This window comes from Streptomyces sediminimaris, from assembly GCF_047049295.1.
GTDB classification, from domain to species: Bacteria; Actinomycetota; Actinomycetes; order Streptomycetales; family Streptomycetaceae; genus Streptomyces; species Streptomyces sediminimaris.
This window is the reverse complement of the sequence record NZ_JBJWOT010000001.1, coordinates 656,343-670,970: the sequence shown is the minus strand read 5'-3', so window position 1 is coordinate 670,970 and position 14,628 is coordinate 656,343. Positions and strand designations below refer to the sequence as shown.

Sequence of the window (14,628 nt, the reverse complement as noted above, 5' to 3'; positions counted from 1 at the left end):
GACCGTGGAACGCAACCGCCCCGCGGATCGGCCGGGCACGGCCGAGGGTGACGGCTGATGCCCGGGCGGCAGGCGTCCGCGGCGGAAGCCCACGCCGGGTGGGAGACGGGGCGTCCCGCGCGGCCGGGAGCGCTGTGGTGGCTGGCGGCCGTGCTCCTCGCGGCGGCCGTCGTCCTGGTCGCCGTCCTGCGGCGGCGTGAGCTGGCCCAGGCGTACCACCTCATCGCCGGGGTGCACCCGCTGCCGGTGGCGGTCGCCGTGGGATGCGAGGCGCTGTCGTTCCTGTGCTTCGCGGGCGTGTACCGGTGGTTGCTGGCGGCGGGCGGAATGCGCTGGAGCCTGCGCCGCACGACGGCGGTCGTGGTGGCCGCCAACTCGGTGGCCGGCGCGCTGCCCGGCGGGGCGGCCTTCTCGGCCGCCTGGGTCTACCGCCAGCTGCGCCGCCGGGGCACGGAGCAGGTGCTCGCGGCCGCGGTGCTGGTCATGGCCGGCGTGCTGTCGGTCCTGAGCCTGGCCGTCGTGTTCCTGGTCGGCGTGGCCGCCGCAGGGCCGGCGGGGCTGCGCACCGTACTGCTTCCCCTCGTGGGCCTGCTGCCGGTCGCGGGGATCGCCCTGGCGGTGTTCGGCGCGTCCCGCTTCGCGGGCTTCCGGGCGGCGGCGGAGAGGACGTGGCAGCGCGCCGGAGCGCGCTCACCGCGCATCCGGACGGGACAGCAGGCCCTGGTCCGTCTCATCGACCAGGCTCGCGCGCTCCAGCCCGGCCTGCGGCCGTGGCTGCGACCGTTCACGCTGGCTCTGCTGAACTGGGGTCTCGACGTGGCGGGACTGGCCGCCGCCCTCTGGGCCCTGGGCATCGGTGTGCCCTGGCACGGGCTGCTGCTCGCCTACGTCCTCACCCAGATCCCGGGCAGCCTGCGGCTGACCCCCGGCAGCCTCGGCGTGGTGGAGACGAGCCTGTCCGCGCTCCTCGTGCTGTACGGCCTGCCGTCGGCATCCGCGATCGCCGCCACGCTCCTGTACCGGGCCGTCAGCTTCTGGGCACTGCAGCCGATCGGCTGGGCGTGCTGGCTCGCCGTCACCCTCCATGCCCGTCCGCCCCGGCGCCCCGGCTGACCGGCCCCGGCTCGGCCGTCCGGACAGGGCCGCCAGCTCCCCGCGCCACCAGGCCGCTTGCGGGACGGCGCCGCGAGCGGGAGACTGTTAACGCAAGGATGACTGCGTTTGTGGGAGGCGAGAGGCATGCTGCTCCCCGAGGGCTTCTGGATGTCGTTCACCTTCATCGTGGTGGCCGGCCTGGCGGCCACGGCCGTCGTGGCGGCGCTGATCGCGGCGCTCGCCTCCGGGCGCACCGCGGCCCACCCGCACGAGAGCCCCCACCTCGCCGGGGCGCCGCGCACCCCCGTGGTGCGGTCCCTGCACACGAAGCGGCGCGGACCGGCGCAGGCACCTTCCCGGCGAGCGGGCTGATCGCTTCCCTCACGGGGGTGAAGCGGCCGCGCCCGTGCGTTACGTTGGCACGGTGCCGGTCACCGATCAGCCACGCGTACGCCGACCCGGCGGCCGCAGCGCCAGGGTCCGCGCCGCGGTGTTGTCGGCGACGGTGGACGTGCTGCTGGACGGCGGCATGGAGGCGTTGTCCATCGGCGAGGTCGCCCGGCGCGCGGGGGTGCACGAGACGTCGGTCTACCGGCGCTGGGGGAACAGGGCCAATCTTGCTCTGGACGCGGTGCTCGACCGGACGCGGACGGAGGTGCCGATCCCGGACACGGGCTCCCTGCGGTCGGATCTGAGCGCGTTGCTGCACCATGCCGCGTCGTTCGCCCGCACACCGCTCGGCGCGTTGCTGCTGCGGATGGCGGTGCGCGAGGACCTGGCCGAGTACGAGGAGACCCGCGAACGGTTCTGGCACCACCGATTCGCGGCCGGGTCGGCCGTGCTCGGCCGCGCCGAACAACGGGGAGAGGTGCGCGCGGGCGTCGATCACCGGCTGGCGTTCGAGACGCTCATGGGGCCGCTCCACATGCGGCTCCTGCTGACCCGGGAGCCGCTGGACGACGACTTCCTGGACGGCGTGGTCGATCTGGTCCTGGCGGGCATCGGCGCCCGGGAATCCTCGCGGGCCGAGCCATCGTCCTGAGCCGTCAGTCATCGTCCTCAGCCGCCCAGCCGCCCAGCCGCCCAGCCGCCCGGCCGCCCGGCCGCCCGGCCGCCCGGCCGCCCAGCCGTCAGCTGTCAGCCCTCAGCCGTCCCGCTCGGACCGGTCGTGTGGCGCGTCCTGCTCGGACCGGTCGTGCGGCGCGTCCCGCTCGGACCGGTCGGGCGACGGGCGTGAGGGCAGCGCGGCGAGCGCCAGTACGGCTCCGCCCGCGGTGACCGCCGCCCCGACGGTCAGGCCGAGGCCCATGCCGCTGACGAACGCCGATCGCGCCAACTGCGCGAGGAGCCGTCCGGAGGTACCGCCCACCCGTTCGGCCAGGCCGAGCGCGCCGCCGAGGGACCCGAGCACGCTGTCCGACACCTCGCGCGGCAGCCGGTACGGGGCCAGCGGCGGTCGCATGCGGTCCTGGTACCGGGTGCTCAGCAGGCTCCCGACGATCGCGACCCCGAGCGCACCGCCCATCTGCACGGAGACGCCGTTGGTCGCCGAGCCCACCCCGGTGTCCCCCGGGGGCAGCGTGCCCATCAGCGAGTCCAGGGCGGCCGGGACGACCAGCCCGGCGCCCAGCCCGAGCAGCAGCATGCCGCCGACCACATCGCCGTAGGTGGAGCGCACATCGGCGCCGGACAGCTGCCACAGCCCGCCCGCGACGGCCACGAGCCCCGCCGTCACCACGGCCTTGGTGCCCGCCACGCGTACCAGCACCGGCGACAACGGGGCGATGACCGCGAGCAGCCCGGCCACCGGCAGTACGCGGACCCCGGTGGCCAGGGCGGTGTAGCCGAGGCTGAACTGCAGATACTGGGTCAGCACGAACAGCGCGCCGAACAGCCCGAACATCGCCAGCGCGACCGAGGACGTGGCGACCGAGAACCGGCGCTCGCGGAAGAAGCCGAGATTGAGCATGGGATGGGAACTGGCCCGCTCCCACAGCGCGAAGCACACCAGCACCGCCAGCCCGGCGCCGCCCGCCGTCAGCACGACCGCCGACGTCCAGCCGTGGACGGGTGCCTCGATGATCGCCCACAGCAGGAGCCCGAGGCCCGCGATCGACAGTACCGATCCCATGGGGTCGGGGCGCAGTGCGGCGGGGTTGCGGGACTCCGGCACCAGCACACGCGCGGACAGCACACCGGCTACCGCGAAGGGGATGTTGACCCAGAAGACCGACCCCCACCAGAAGTGCTCCAGCAGCAGTCCGCCCGCCACGGGACCGATGGCTATCCCCAGGCCGCTGGTGGCCGCCCACACGCCGATGGCCCGCCGCCGCTCGCCGGGATCGCGGAACACGTCGGTGATGATCGACAGGGTGGCCGGCATCATCATCGCCGCGCCCACGCCCATGCCCGCCCGCGCGGCGACGAGCATCCCGACGGAGCCGGAGTAGGCCGCCCACGCCGAGGCGGCGCCGAACACCACGAGACCGCCGGTGAACACCCTCCGGCGGCCGAACCGGTCCGCGCTGCTGCCCGCGACCAGCATCAGCCCGGCGAACGCCAGCGCGTAGGCGTCCACGATCCACTGCAACTGGGTCGTCGTCGCGCCGAGTTCCCTCACCAGGGTGGGAAGCGCGACGTTCAGGATCGTGTTGTCCAGCGTCACGATCAGCAGCGACACACACAGCACCACCAGGGCGGCCCAGCGGCCGCCCGCACCGCCGGCGCGCGGCTCGGCGGCCGCCGGCGGCATCTCATCTGCCTTCGTCATGACTCCATGCAGCGCCCCGGACGTCTGCCCGGGCAGGTGCCGAACGTCCTCCGGAAGGGCCGCCCGGCCGTTGCCGCGGGAAGCCCGCCGGCCGGTTGCCGGCCACGCCGCCCGTGCCGCACGGTGCCGCGGGGGCCGCCGCACGGTGCCGCATGGGCCGGGTAGCCCCCGTGGACGGGGACGGTGGGCCCCTGTGGCAGGGGGCCCGGGGCCGTGACAGTGGAGGTGTGACCCACGCCGCCCGTCCTCGCAGCGCGTGGCCCCGGTGTCACCGACGCGTGTCCCGACCGTGGAGGCCGACGTGAGCATCCGCCGTCACAACCATCACCGGCACGGCAATCCGGAGACGGTCACGGATCCGGTGTGCGGCCTGCTGCTGAGCAAGTACGGCACCACCGTGCGCCGCGAGGCGGACGGAACGACCTACCACTTCTGCTCGGCCCGCTGTGGCTGCGCGTTCGACGCCGACCCGGCTCGCTACGCCGTCTCCACCCGGTGGCCCGGTACCGGGGACGCAGGGAGAACGCCATGACCAAGCAGGCCCAGCCGCCGCCTCCCGGGGACCGGCCCGCCCCCACCGCACCGCCGCCCCCGCCCGCCTGGCGGCACTGGCTGTGGCCGATCGCGATCGTGCTCGCCGTCGGCCTGTGGACGCTGCTGCCCGGGATGCAGCCCTCGGCGCCGCAGAAGGAGAACCTGACGTACTCGACGTTCCTCACCGACGTCGACGCCGGGAAGGTCAAGTCGGTCACCATCAGCACCGACGGTGACACGAACGGCACGCTCACCGACGGGCGCCGCTTCACCACCGTCGTCCCCGTCCAGCTCGCCGGCGACCAGCTGCTCGGCCGGCTGGAGAAGAAGCACGTGGAGGTGACGGCGTCCCAGCCGTCCACCTCGCCCTCCTTCGGCTCCCAGATCCTGGCCTGGGTCCTGCTGCTGGGGCCGATCGTGCTGATCTTCTGGTTCTGGCGGCGGCTGTCGAAGGGCGGCGCCGCGCAGATGACCGGGGCCCTGGGCGGGGTCGGCAAGTCCCGGGTCAAGGTGTTCGACGCGGAACGGCCCGAGACCACGTTCGCCGACGTCGCCGGGTACGCGGGCGCCAAGTCCGAGATCGCCGAGGTGGTCGACTTCCTGCGGCGGCCCGAGCGCTACCGCCGCGCCGGGGCGATGGCACCGCGCGGTGTGCTGATGGTCGGCCCGCCCGGCACCGGCAAGACGCTGCTCGCGCGTGCCGTGGCCGGGGAGGCCGAGGTGCCGTTCCTGTCCGTGGTCGGCTCGAGCTTCGTGGAGATGTTCGTCGGCGTGGGCGCCGCCCGGGTGCGGGACCTGTTCGCCGAGGCGCGCAAGCGGGCGCCGGTCATCGTGTTCGTCGACGAGATCGACGCGCTCGGCGGCCGCCGGGGAGCGGCGGGCGGGGTCGTCTCCAACGACGAGCGGGAGCAGACGCTCAACCAGCTCCTCGCCGAGATGGACGGGTTCGAGGCCGCCGAGGGCATCGTCGTGCTGGCCGCCACCAACCGGCCCGAGCTCCTGGACCCGGCCCTGCTGCGCCCCGGGCGCTTCGACCGGCAGGTCACCATCCCGCTGCCCACCCTGGCCGAACGCGCCGCCATCCTGTCCGTGCACTGCCAGGACAAGCGCCTGGGCAAGGACGTCGACCTGGAGACGGTGGCGCGCGGCACGCCCGGCTTCTCCGGCGCGGACCTGGCCAACCTGGCCAACGAGGCCGCCATCGTCGCCGTGCGCGAGGACCGCGAGGAAGTGTCCGCGGACGACTTCGACACGGCCCGCGACCGGATCCTGCTCGGCCGCCGCGAGGGTTCGAACGTGCTGCTGCCCGCGGAGAAGGAGGCCGTCGCCGTGCACGAGGCCGGGCACGCGCTGGTCGCCGCGCTGTCCCCGAGTGCCGACCCGGTGGCCAAGGTCACCATTCTGCCCGCCGGTCAGGCCCTCGGCGTCACCGAGCAGCTCCCGCTCGTCGAGCGCCACTTGTACGGTGAGGACTACCTCACCCAGACGCTGGCCGTACGGCTCGGCGGACGCGCCGCCGAACTGGTCGTTCTCGGGCAGGGCTCCACGGGCGCGGCCAACGACCTCGCGGGCGCCACCGAACTCGCGACCAAGATGATCCGGGAGTTCGGGCTGTCGCCCGCGCTGGGACCGGTGGGCTATCCGCAGGGCGGCTCGGTGTTCCTGGGCGGCGGGGCCCCGATGAGCAGCCGCCCCTTCGCGGAGGCCACCCAGGCCGCCATCGACGCCGAGGTCGCCCGCCTGCTGCGCGAGGCCGAACAGCGCGCCACCGAACTGCTCACACGGCACCGCGCACAACTGGAGGCACTGGCCGGTCTCCTGCTCAGCCACGAGACCGTGGACGCCACGGTGGTGTACGGCCTGCTGGGCGCGGAACCCCCGAGCGTACGCCCCACCGGGGAGACCATCGCACCGCGCCGCGTCTCGGTCACCAAGAAGCCCGCCGCCCACCGGAGCACCGGTCACGAGCCCGCGACGCCCGCTCCCCTGCCCGCCCGGGGCGGGACCGGGACACCCCGGGAGCGGGAACCCTGAGACGTGTCCGCATGCGTGCGCGCCCGCCCCGGTACGCGTACCGCACCCGCGGGCCGACGCGAGTCCCATGCCCGTCCCCGTCCTCGGCCCCATCCGTGTCCTCGCCCCTGGCCGCATCCGCCGTCGCCGGGACAGCTCGCACGGAGCCTCGCGCTCGGGGCCAGGGCGCCGGGCCGGCCGGGGGCGAGGGACGTTCGGGCCCTGGCCAAGGCCCGTGGGACCCATGCGGCGCCGGCGAGGCCGCGGAAGCGTGGAGACCGGGGCACCCCACCGTGTCATGTGAAACCGGCCGGCAGCCGGACGAGGAGGCACTGTCGTGATCATGCGGATTCTCGGTGAGGGTCAGTACGAGATCGCCGACGCCCACCTGGGCAGGCTGGGTGAGCTGGGCGCCGCGCTGCAGTCGGCGGCCGGGTGCGGGGACGACGAGGAGTGTGCGGCCGGGTTCCAGGCGCTGCTGCAGGCGGTACGCGATCTGGGCACGCCGCTGCCGGACGACGTGCCCGCGCCGTTGGACCTCATCCTTCCCGACGAGGGCACCAGCCGGCGTCATCTGCGCGAGATGCGGGGCCTGCTGGCCGATGAGGGTCTCATCCCCGCGTGACGGCGGTGCGTACCCGCCCGGACCGGCCGGGCGGCCGGTGAGTCCGGGGCCGCTTCCGGCAGTTCGTTCCCGAGGAGGCTGCGGAGGCCGCGGATCGGCCACGGATGCCGCGCCCGCGGCCGCTCTCCGTCGTAGTCTTCGCTCTGGGCCGGCGGGTGAGCTGCCCCGGGTCCGGCTGCGAGAGAGTGGGGATCGGTGATCAGCGACGGCATGGCCGAGGTGCTGCGGTCTCTCGGCCGCCGGCCCGGCGACGAGGTGATGCGCCGGAGCGCCGAGGTGCTGGCCGCCGACGGCGTCGCCGTGTCGCTGCTGGTGGGCAAGGGCGGGCTCGCGGAGCCGCTGTGGTGGACGCCGGGCGTGAGCGCGCGGTTCGAGGAACTGCAGTACACCCTCGGAGAGGGACCCGGTCCCGAGGCGATCCGTACCCGGGCACATGTGCTGGAGCCGGATCTGGAGGGGGTCCGCCCGGGACGGTGGCCCGATCTGGTTCCCGCGGCCCGCAAGACGGGCGTGCACGGGGTGTGCTGCTTCTTCCTGGGGGTGGGCGGCATCCGGCTGGGGGTGCTGACGGTGCTGTGCTCACAGGACCGCAAGCTGACCGAGCAGCAGTACCAGGACGCCGTCGCGCTGGCCACCGGGCTGACCGCCGCCCTGCTGGGCCGGAATCCGCCGGAGACCTGGCCCGGCGAGGGCGAGGTCCCCCAGGGACGGACGATGTGGGCGTCGGACGGTATGCACCGGCCCGTGGTCCACCAGGCCACCGGCATGGTCAGCGTGCAGCTCGACGTCTCGCTCGCCGAGGCGCTCGCGCGCCTGCGCGCCCACGCCTACGCCAGTGGACGGCCGCTGGGCGAGGTGGCGCAGGACGTGGTGGCCAGGAGACTCAGTTTCAGCAGTGATACCAACGGGCCGTACACGGCCGACGGCGGAAAGGGATGATCGGCATGGCCCGCGAGCAGCGTCTCGCCGAGATCTTCGTGGAGCTGGCGGACTCCCTCGTCGATGACTTCGACATCATCGACTTCCTGCAGCGGCTGTCCTCCCTCTGCGTGGAGCTGCTGGACGTCCGGGCGGCCGGCATCATGCTGGCCGACGGTCAGGACGGCCTGCAGGTCGTCGCCGCCTCCGCCGAACGGACCCGGCTGCTGGAGCTCTTCGCCCTGCAGCACGACCAGGGCCCCTGCGCGGAGTGTCTCCGCAGTCGCGAGCCGAGGATCAACATCGATCTGACCGACGCGGAGACGACGGCCGGCTGGCCGGACTTCGCCGCGCGGGCACGGGACGCCGGCTACACCGTCACCCACGCCCTGCCGCTGCGGCTGCGGCAGCGGATCGTGGGCGCCCTCAACCTCTTCCAGCCCGGCCCGCACGTGCTCGGGCAGGGGGACATCGCTCTCGCTCAGGCGATGGCCGACGTGGCCACGGTCGCCATCCTCCAGCAGCGCTCGCCGGAACAGCCGCACGTCGAGCACAGCCGGGTCCAGACGGTGCTCACCAGCCGTGTGCTCATCGAACAGGTCAAGGGTGTGCTCGCCGAGCGCTGGGGGACCACGGTCGACCAGGCCTTCGACGCGCTCCGCGCCCAGGCGCGACAGGACGGCGTGGGCGTGGCCGAGCTGGCCCGGCAGATCATCGACGGCAGCCGCAGCACGGCGGCCATCCCGCCACCGGCGGCACCGGCCCGGGACGGCGGCCCGAGCTAGTGTGCTGCGCAGCGGATCCGTCGGCGGTGTCGGGCGAGGGACCTCGGCGCAGGACACCGGGAAGGACCACCGCTGTCCGTCGGCGGCCGTCCGTCAGCCGAGTTCGACCGTGACCTCGGGCGGGGCGTGCAGGGTGTTGTGGACGGCGCAGCGGCCGACGACCGCGTGCAGGCCCTCTGCCAGGGCCGGGGTGACAGGCGCCGGCAGCAGGATGCGGACGCGGATGGCGGTGATGTGCGGCGCCGGGTCGTCGGCCAGGGCGAAGTCCGTCTTGACCCGCAGGTGTTCGTAGGGCTGGTCCAGCAACTGCAGGAAGCGGACCGCGTCCGAGGCGACACAGGAGGCGAGGGAGGCGACGAACAGCTCCACCGGGGTGGGGCCGTCGTTGTCGCCGCCGGCCTCCAGGGGCTGGTCGACGGTGAGTTCGTGGTCGCGTACGAAGAGCGCGAACGCCCGGTCCGCGACGTGCGTGACCTCGATCTGTCCGGGTGGCTCGGCGATGCCGCGACGCGGCCGAAGGCTGCGGGTGTCGCGGGCTGGTGACACTGTCTGCACGTGACGCCTCCTCGGGGCACGTGGTGCGTGGGAACGGATGTCAGGTCCGGGGCGGTGCGCTCGTGGCGAGCCGGGACAGAGCGGCCCGGTGCCCTCGGGGGGCGTGCGGGCGCGACCATGGTCCTCGTCCCGGATGCCGTACGTGGTCGAACGCTTCGGCGGCGCGCCGGGCGCGCAGCACGCCGTCCGCGGGCGCCGCGATGCCCGCGCCTTCGCAGCCGTAGCAGCCCACAGCGCATCTCCCCGCCTCAGGTGCCGCGCTCTCATCGTCCGGCGGGGAGGACGGCGGCGAGTTGGGCCACTCGGCTCCTGTCGAGGGCCGACCGGACGCAATCACGGTCCGCGGACGCGGTCGGCACGGCTCGCCGGATCACCCGGGCCCCGGCCCGTTCCGCCGGTTGTGCCGACATACCGATACGACGACACGGCGACATGCCGACTCGCGTGCCGGCGCCGGCGGCCATGGGCCGGTCGGAACGGGCTGTGTCCCATTGGGCCCGTGCGGCGCGCGGGGCTCGGGGCAAGGCTGGGCAGTGGAAGGGGAGTTGCGCACGCCGCGCGGACGGAAGGAGGAAGGGGACGGCGATGAGGTACCGCAGGATCAAGGACGTCATGACCCACGATGTCGTACGGGCCGGTCGTGAGACGCCGTTCAAGCAGGTCGCCCGGCTGCTGTCGGAACACGGCATCAGCGGGCTGCCCGTCGTCGACGACGGGCGGAAGGTCCTCGGGGTGATCTCCGAGACGGACCTGCTGCAGCATCAGGTACAGCGGCAGGAGGGCCGCGGGCGCAGGCGCCTCCGTCTGCCGAAGCCGACCCGCACCGCCCGTGCGGCCGCGGCCAAGGCCCGCGCCAGGACCGCGGAGCACCTCATGACCCGGCCCGTGCTCACCGCCACTCCGGAGGAGTACGTCACCGAGGCCGCCCGGACCATGTGGGAGCACCGGGTGGAGCGACTGCCCGTGGTGGACGACGAGGGACGCCTGGTCGGGATCGTCACCCGGGGCGACCTGCTGCGGGTCTTCCTGCGGACCGACCAGGAGGTACGGCGCGACGTGATCGAACAGGTGACCAGGGGCCTCGGCCTTCCCCGCCACGCCGTCGACGTCGTCGTCGACGCGGGAGTGGTGACCCTGAGGGGACACCTGGAGCGGCGCGCCGACGCCGAGCTCGCGGCGCTGATCGCCGCTCACGTGGACGGAGTCGTGGCGGTCACCGACCGTCTCACCCACCGCCCGGCCCCCGCCCGGCCACCCCGGGCCGGCGGGCTCTCCAGCCTGTCCGGCCACATGTAGCCGCTCGTTCCCGGGCCGTGCGGCGGTCTGTTCGGCCCTGGTGCGCGAGTCGCGGCGCGCCTGTAGTGGAGGGGAGGGGTGTACGGCATCCGGGCGCGGTCCGCGCGCCCGGTGACCGGCGGTGAGCGGCCGCGTGAGGCACGACGGTGAACGAAGAAGGAGCGAGCGATGAGCATCACCGGAGACTGGTACAACGAGTTCGGTTCGCACATGCGGATCACGGCCGATCCCACCGGCTCCATCCGGGGCACCTATGTCTCCGGCGCGGGCCACGCGGTGGGTGCCTACCCGCTGGTCGGACGCTATGAGACGGCTGCCTGCGCGGGCCACGGGACCCCGCTCGGCTGGACGGTGGCCTGGCGCAACGGGACGACCGACGCCTGCTCGGTGACCAGCTGGAACGGCCAGTACTACGCGGACGGCGAGGAGCGGCTCTGCGTCACCTGGCTGCTCACGGCGTCGGCGACCGAGGCCAACACCTGGGAGGCCACGGCCGTCGGACAGGACGTCTTCACCCGCGAACCGCCCACCCGGGAAGAGGTCGAGCGGCGTCTGCGGCACACCGGGGCCACCTCTCACCCCCGGCCCGTCGGCCTCGACGAGGTGACGCCGGTGTGAGGTGCGGGCGGCCGCGGCGGGCCGCCGGCGGACGCGGGAACGCGGGCCCGGTTCCTTCGGGGACCGGGCCCGCGTGCGGGTTCTCGCCGTGCCCGCCTCAGGCGATCGTGACGTCGCCGTCCAGGTAGACGTCCTGCACGGCGTGCAGCAGTTCGACGCCTTCCCGGGTCGGCCGCTGGAACGCCTTGCGGCCGGTGATGAGGCCGGTGCCGCCGGCGCGCTTGTTGATGACGGCCGTCCTCACGGCCTGGGCGAGGTCGTCCTGACCGGCGGAGGCGCCACCGCTGTTGATCAGTCCGACCCGGCCCATGTAGCAGCTGGCCACCTGCCAGCGCGTGAGGTCGATCGGGTGGTCGGTGGTCAGCTCGCTGTACAGCAGCGGGTGGGTCTTGCCGAACTCCAGCGCCCGGTAGCCGCCGTTGTTCTCCGGCTGCTTCTGCTTGACGATGTCGGCCTCGATGGTCACGCCGAGGTGGTTGGCCTGGCCGGTGAGGTCGGCCGACACGGCGTAGTCCTGGCCGTCCTTCGTGAACGCGGGGTTGCGCAGGTAGCACCACAGCACGGTGAACATGCCCAGTTCGTGGGCCCGGGCGAAGGCCTCGCTGACCTCCCGCAGCTGGCGGTCCGACTGTTCGGAGCCGAAGTAGACGGTGGCGCCGACGCCCGCCGCGCCGAGGTCGAAGCACTGCTGGACGTCGCCGAACATGACCTGGTCGTAGTGGTTCGGGTAGGTCAGCAGCTCGTTGTGGTTGAGCTTCACGATGAAGGGGATGCGGTGCGCGTAGCGCCGTGAGACGGCACCGAGCACCCCCAGCGTGCTGGCGACCGCGTTGCAGCCGCCCTCCAGGGCGAGTTCGACGATGTTCTTCGGGTCGAGGTAGCGCGGGTTGGGCGCGAACGCGGATGCTGCGGAGTGCTCGATGCCCTGGTCGACCGGCAGGATCGACACGTAGCCCGTGCCGGCCAGGCGGCCGTGGTCGAAGAGGGACTGCAGGTTGCGCAGCACCCGGGGTGAGCGGTCGGTCGCCGACACGACCCGGTCGACGAAGTCGGGACCCGGCAGCACCAGGTCCTGACTGGGGATCCCCCGGGCGGTGTGGGTCAGCAGGTCCTTGGCGTCGTCGCCCAGCAGCGCGTGGATGTCGGTCATCGTTCCTCCCGAGAAGGCGCGGTGGCGGGCCGTGCCGCACACCGGCCGACGATGAAGATGAAGCGGATCAGCCGTAGAACACCTCGAACTCGTCGTACAGCGACGGGTCCACGACCTTCGTCCTGCCCGTGGTCTCGTCCAGCGGGACGCGGACGATCTCGGTACCGCGCAGGGCCACCATCGTGCCGAAGTCGCCGTCCCTGACCGCGTCGACGGCGTGCAGTCCGAAGCGGGTGGCCAGCCACCGGTCGAAGGGGCTCGGCGTGCCGCCGCGCTGGATGTGGCCGAGCACCGTGGTGCGGGCGTCCGTGCCGGTGCGCCGCGCGATCTCCTGGGCCAGCCACTCGCCGATGCCGGACAGGTGCACATGGCCGTACTCGTCCACCGTGCGGTCCTTGAGGACCATCTGTCCCTCCTTGGGGACCGCTCCCTCGGCGGCGACGACGATCGGCGCGTAGTTGATCCGGAAGCGGCTCTTCACCCAGGCACAGACCTGGTCGATGTCGAACGGCCGCTCCGGGATGAGGATCACGTTGGCACCGCCCGCGATGCCGGCGTGCAGGGCGATCCACCCGGAGTGCCGGCCCATGACCTCCACCACGAGGGTGCGCATGTGCGACTCGGCGGTGGTGTGGAGACGGTCGATGGCCTCCGTGGCGATGCCGACCGCGGTGTCGAAGCCGAAGGTGTAGTCGGTGCCGGCCACGTCGTTGTCGATGGTCTTCGGCACGCCGACCAGCCGGACGCCCTGACGGCTCAGTTCGGCGGCCGCCCCGAGGGTGTCCTCGCCGCCGATCGCGACGAGCGCGTCGATGCCGTGCGCGGCGAGCGTGTCCTTGACGCGCCGCACTCCGTCCTCGTGCTTGAGGGGGTTGGTGCGGGAGGAGCCGAGGATCGTTCCGCCGCGCGGCAGGATGCCCCGCACCGCGGCGATGTCCAGCGGCACCACCCGGTCCCGGAGCGCGCCGAGCCAGCCGTCCCGGAGACCGACGAACTCGAAGCCGTACTCCTGGGTGCCTTTGCGGACGACGCTGCGGATCACGGCGTTGAGGCCGGGGCAGTCTCCGCCACCGGTCAGCACTCCGATCTTCATGGCTGCCTCCCGACCGAGGGGAACGTGGAGAGCCGAGGTGCCTCTCCCCCCTCATCATGGGCGCCGGTGCTCGCGGCGGCGACCCGCCTTGGGCCCGTGATCGGGGACCTTCGGCCCCATGACCGCGGTGCCGCGGACGTCCGACCATGGCTGCGCCCGTGGGGCGGGTGTGACGAACACCGCGGACGGGGGGCCTCGCCCTCACCCCTTCGGGGGAAGGCGTCGGCGGAGGACGGGCGGCTGCGCCACCACCGTGCGGCGGGGATCCGTGGCGGCCCCCGGCCGGCCCGTGCGCGGGGCGCGGGGCCGGGCGAGGGCCCGTGGGCGCCGGCCGGCGCGCGGTGCTCAGGCCGTGGCGGACGGCGTCCGGGAGGTGCCTGTCCGGTGTCCCAGGTGTGCGTGGACCGAGATCACGCCGTCGACGTCCCGGCACAGCCGTTCGATGATCGGGACCAGGCTGGGGACCTGGACGCTCCCCCTGAGCGTGACCTGCCCCTCGCGCACCTCGACGCTCACGTCCGAGGGGGCGAGGTGCAGGGTCCGCTGCAGCACGTCACGGACGATCTCGTCGCGGATGGCGTCGTCCCGGCGCAGGAAGATCCGCAGCAGGTCACCGCGGCTGACGATGCCCCTCAGCCGGTCCGCCTCGTCCACGACGGGCAGCCGCTTGATGTTCCGCAGCGCCATGAGGCGGGCCGCCTCGGCCACGGTCCACTCCGCACGCGCGCACACCGCGGGAGCCGACATCAGCTCCTCGGCGCGGCAGCCCTCGGCCCTGGCCCGCTCCCAGGCCTCAGGACGGGGAACCGGGGTCGCGCCGGACGGATCCGCCCGGGCGGAGCACTTGCGCAGCAGGTCCGCCTCGGACACCACGCCCAGCGGGTGGTCCAGTTCGTCCACCACGGGCAGGGCGGTGATGTCGTGCTCGGTCAGCAGCTCGACCAGCTCCTTGAACGGTGTGTCGCGCCGGGCCCGGACGACATCGCGGGTCATCAGATCGGCGACGGTACGGTGCTGCATGTCGCGCCTCCTTTCCCCGGGTGGGACGGCCGCAGCGCGGCACGCACCGGCCGGCGGCCCCCACCTTTCAAGCGTGTCAGCGATCGGCCCCTCGGCGCAGAGCCCCCCAGCACTTCTTGAGGGCCGGACGGCCCTGCGGGCGGGCCGTCCGGCCCC

At 73.7% G+C, this 14,628-nt stretch carries 15 protein-coding genes; 10 read left to right on the top strand and 5 right to left on the bottom strand.

Annotated elements, in window-relative coordinates; translation table 11 throughout:
• The first annotated feature begins 57 nt into the window (after nucleotides 1–57).
• The 3 genes from ACJ9NR_RS03115 to ACJ9NR_RS03105 all read left to right on the top strand — a co-directional run bounded on the left by ACJ9NR_RS03115 (nucleotide 58) and on the right by ACJ9NR_RS03105 (nucleotide 2,137).
• Nucleotides 58–1,113 carry a lysylphosphatidylglycerol synthase transmembrane domain-containing protein gene (locus ACJ9NR_RS03115; RefSeq protein WP_412489910.1) on the top strand — a complete coding sequence of 352 codons (1,056 nt, stop codon included), beginning with the start codon at nucleotides 58–60 and terminating at the stop codon, nucleotides 1,111–1,113.
• A 126-nt stretch (nucleotides 1,114–1,239) separates the two neighbouring features.
• Nucleotides 1,240–1,467 (top strand): hypothetical protein, encoded by a 228-nt coding sequence (locus ACJ9NR_RS03110; RefSeq protein ID WP_412489911.1) that lies wholly within the window; start codon nucleotides 1,240–1,242, stop codon nucleotides 1,465–1,467.
• Nucleotides 1,468–1,519: 52 nt separating this feature from the next.
• Entirely contained in the window at nucleotides 1,520–2,137 is a 618-nt protein-coding gene (locus tag ACJ9NR_RS03105) for a TetR/AcrR family transcriptional regulator (RefSeq protein WP_412489912.1), read from the top strand.
• A gap of 102 nt (nucleotides 2,138–2,239) precedes the next feature.
• Here ACJ9NR_RS03105 and ACJ9NR_RS03100 read toward each other — a convergent pair whose 3' ends face one another.
• Entirely contained in the window at nucleotides 2,240–3,865 is a 1,626-nt protein-coding gene (locus tag ACJ9NR_RS03100; protein WP_412489914.1) for an MFS transporter, read from the bottom strand.
• A gap of 301 nt (nucleotides 3,866–4,166) precedes the next feature.
• On the opposite strand from ACJ9NR_RS03100, the gene ACJ9NR_RS03095 reads away from it, so the two are divergent.
• From ACJ9NR_RS03095 to ACJ9NR_RS03075, 5 genes are all read left to right on the top strand, one after another.
• Nucleotides 4,167–4,397, top strand: a complete 231-nt coding sequence (locus ACJ9NR_RS03095; RefSeq protein ID WP_412489915.1) for a YHS domain-containing protein — start codon at nucleotides 4,167–4,169, stop codon at nucleotides 4,395–4,397.
• On the top strand, nucleotides 4,394–6,433 hold the full coding sequence (gene ftsH / locus ACJ9NR_RS03090; protein WP_412489916.1) for an ATP-dependent zinc metalloprotease FtsH: 2,040 nt from the start codon (nucleotides 4,394–4,396) through the stop codon (nucleotides 6,431–6,433). The genes ACJ9NR_RS03095 and ftsH overlap by 4 nt, the downstream gene beginning before the upstream one ends.
• Before the next feature lie 322 nt (nucleotides 6,434–6,755).
• A complete protein-coding gene (gene pspAA / locus ACJ9NR_RS03085; protein WP_412490524.1) occupies nucleotides 6,756–7,037 on the top strand; it encodes a PspA-associated protein PspAA in 282 nt (93 codons plus the stop codon).
• Nucleotides 7,038–7,232: 195 nt separating this feature from the next.
• On the top strand, nucleotides 7,233–7,976 hold the full coding sequence (locus tag ACJ9NR_RS03080; RefSeq protein WP_412489917.1) for an ANTAR domain-containing protein: 744 nt from the start codon (nucleotides 7,233–7,235) through the stop codon (nucleotides 7,974–7,976).
• A gap of 5 nt (nucleotides 7,977–7,981) precedes the next feature.
• On the top strand, nucleotides 7,982–8,740 hold the full coding sequence (locus ACJ9NR_RS03075; RefSeq protein WP_412489918.1) for a GAF and ANTAR domain-containing protein: 759 nt from the start codon (nucleotides 7,982–7,984) through the stop codon (nucleotides 8,738–8,740).
• 93 nt (nucleotides 8,741–8,833) lie between these two features.
• Here ACJ9NR_RS03075 and ACJ9NR_RS03070 read toward each other — a convergent pair whose 3' ends face one another.
• Nucleotides 8,834–9,295, bottom strand: a complete 462-nt coding sequence (locus ACJ9NR_RS03070; protein WP_412489919.1) for an OsmC family protein — start codon at nucleotides 9,293–9,295, stop codon at nucleotides 8,834–8,836.
• A 585-nt stretch (nucleotides 9,296–9,880) separates the two neighbouring features.
• Here ACJ9NR_RS03070 and ACJ9NR_RS03065 point away from each other — a divergent pair.
• Together ACJ9NR_RS03065 and ACJ9NR_RS03060 are read left to right on the top strand one after the other, a co-directional pair.
• Entirely contained in the window at nucleotides 9,881–10,591 is a 711-nt protein-coding gene (locus ACJ9NR_RS03065; protein WP_412489920.1) for a CBS domain-containing protein, read from the top strand.
• A 168-nt stretch (nucleotides 10,592–10,759) separates the two neighbouring features.
• A complete protein-coding gene (locus tag ACJ9NR_RS03060; protein WP_412489921.1) occupies nucleotides 10,760–11,209 on the top strand; it encodes an avidin/streptavidin family protein in 450 nt (149 codons plus the stop codon).
• Nucleotides 11,210–11,306: 97 nt separating this feature from the next.
• On the opposite strand, the gene ACJ9NR_RS03055 is transcribed toward ACJ9NR_RS03060, so the two are convergent.
• From ACJ9NR_RS03055 to ACJ9NR_RS03045, 3 genes are all read right to left on the bottom strand, one after another.
• Nucleotides 11,307–12,359 carry a class I fructose-bisphosphate aldolase gene (locus tag ACJ9NR_RS03055; protein WP_412489922.1) on the bottom strand — a complete coding sequence of 351 codons (1,053 nt, stop codon included), beginning with the start codon at nucleotides 12,357–12,359 and terminating at the stop codon, nucleotides 11,307–11,309.
• 67 nt (nucleotides 12,360–12,426) lie between these two features.
• The gene (locus tag ACJ9NR_RS03050) at nucleotides 12,427–13,452 is read right to left on the bottom strand and encodes a 6-phosphofructokinase (RefSeq protein WP_412489923.1); all 1,026 of its coding nucleotides are present in this window, start codon (nucleotides 13,450–13,452) and stop codon (nucleotides 12,427–12,429) included.
• 345 nt (nucleotides 13,453–13,797) lie between these two features.
• Nucleotides 13,798–14,472: a CBS domain-containing protein gene (locus tag ACJ9NR_RS03045; protein WP_412489924.1), complete on the bottom strand. Its 675-nt coding sequence runs from the start codon at nucleotides 14,470–14,472 to the stop codon at nucleotides 13,798–13,800.
• Between the last annotated feature and the right edge of the window lie 156 nt (nucleotides 14,473–14,628).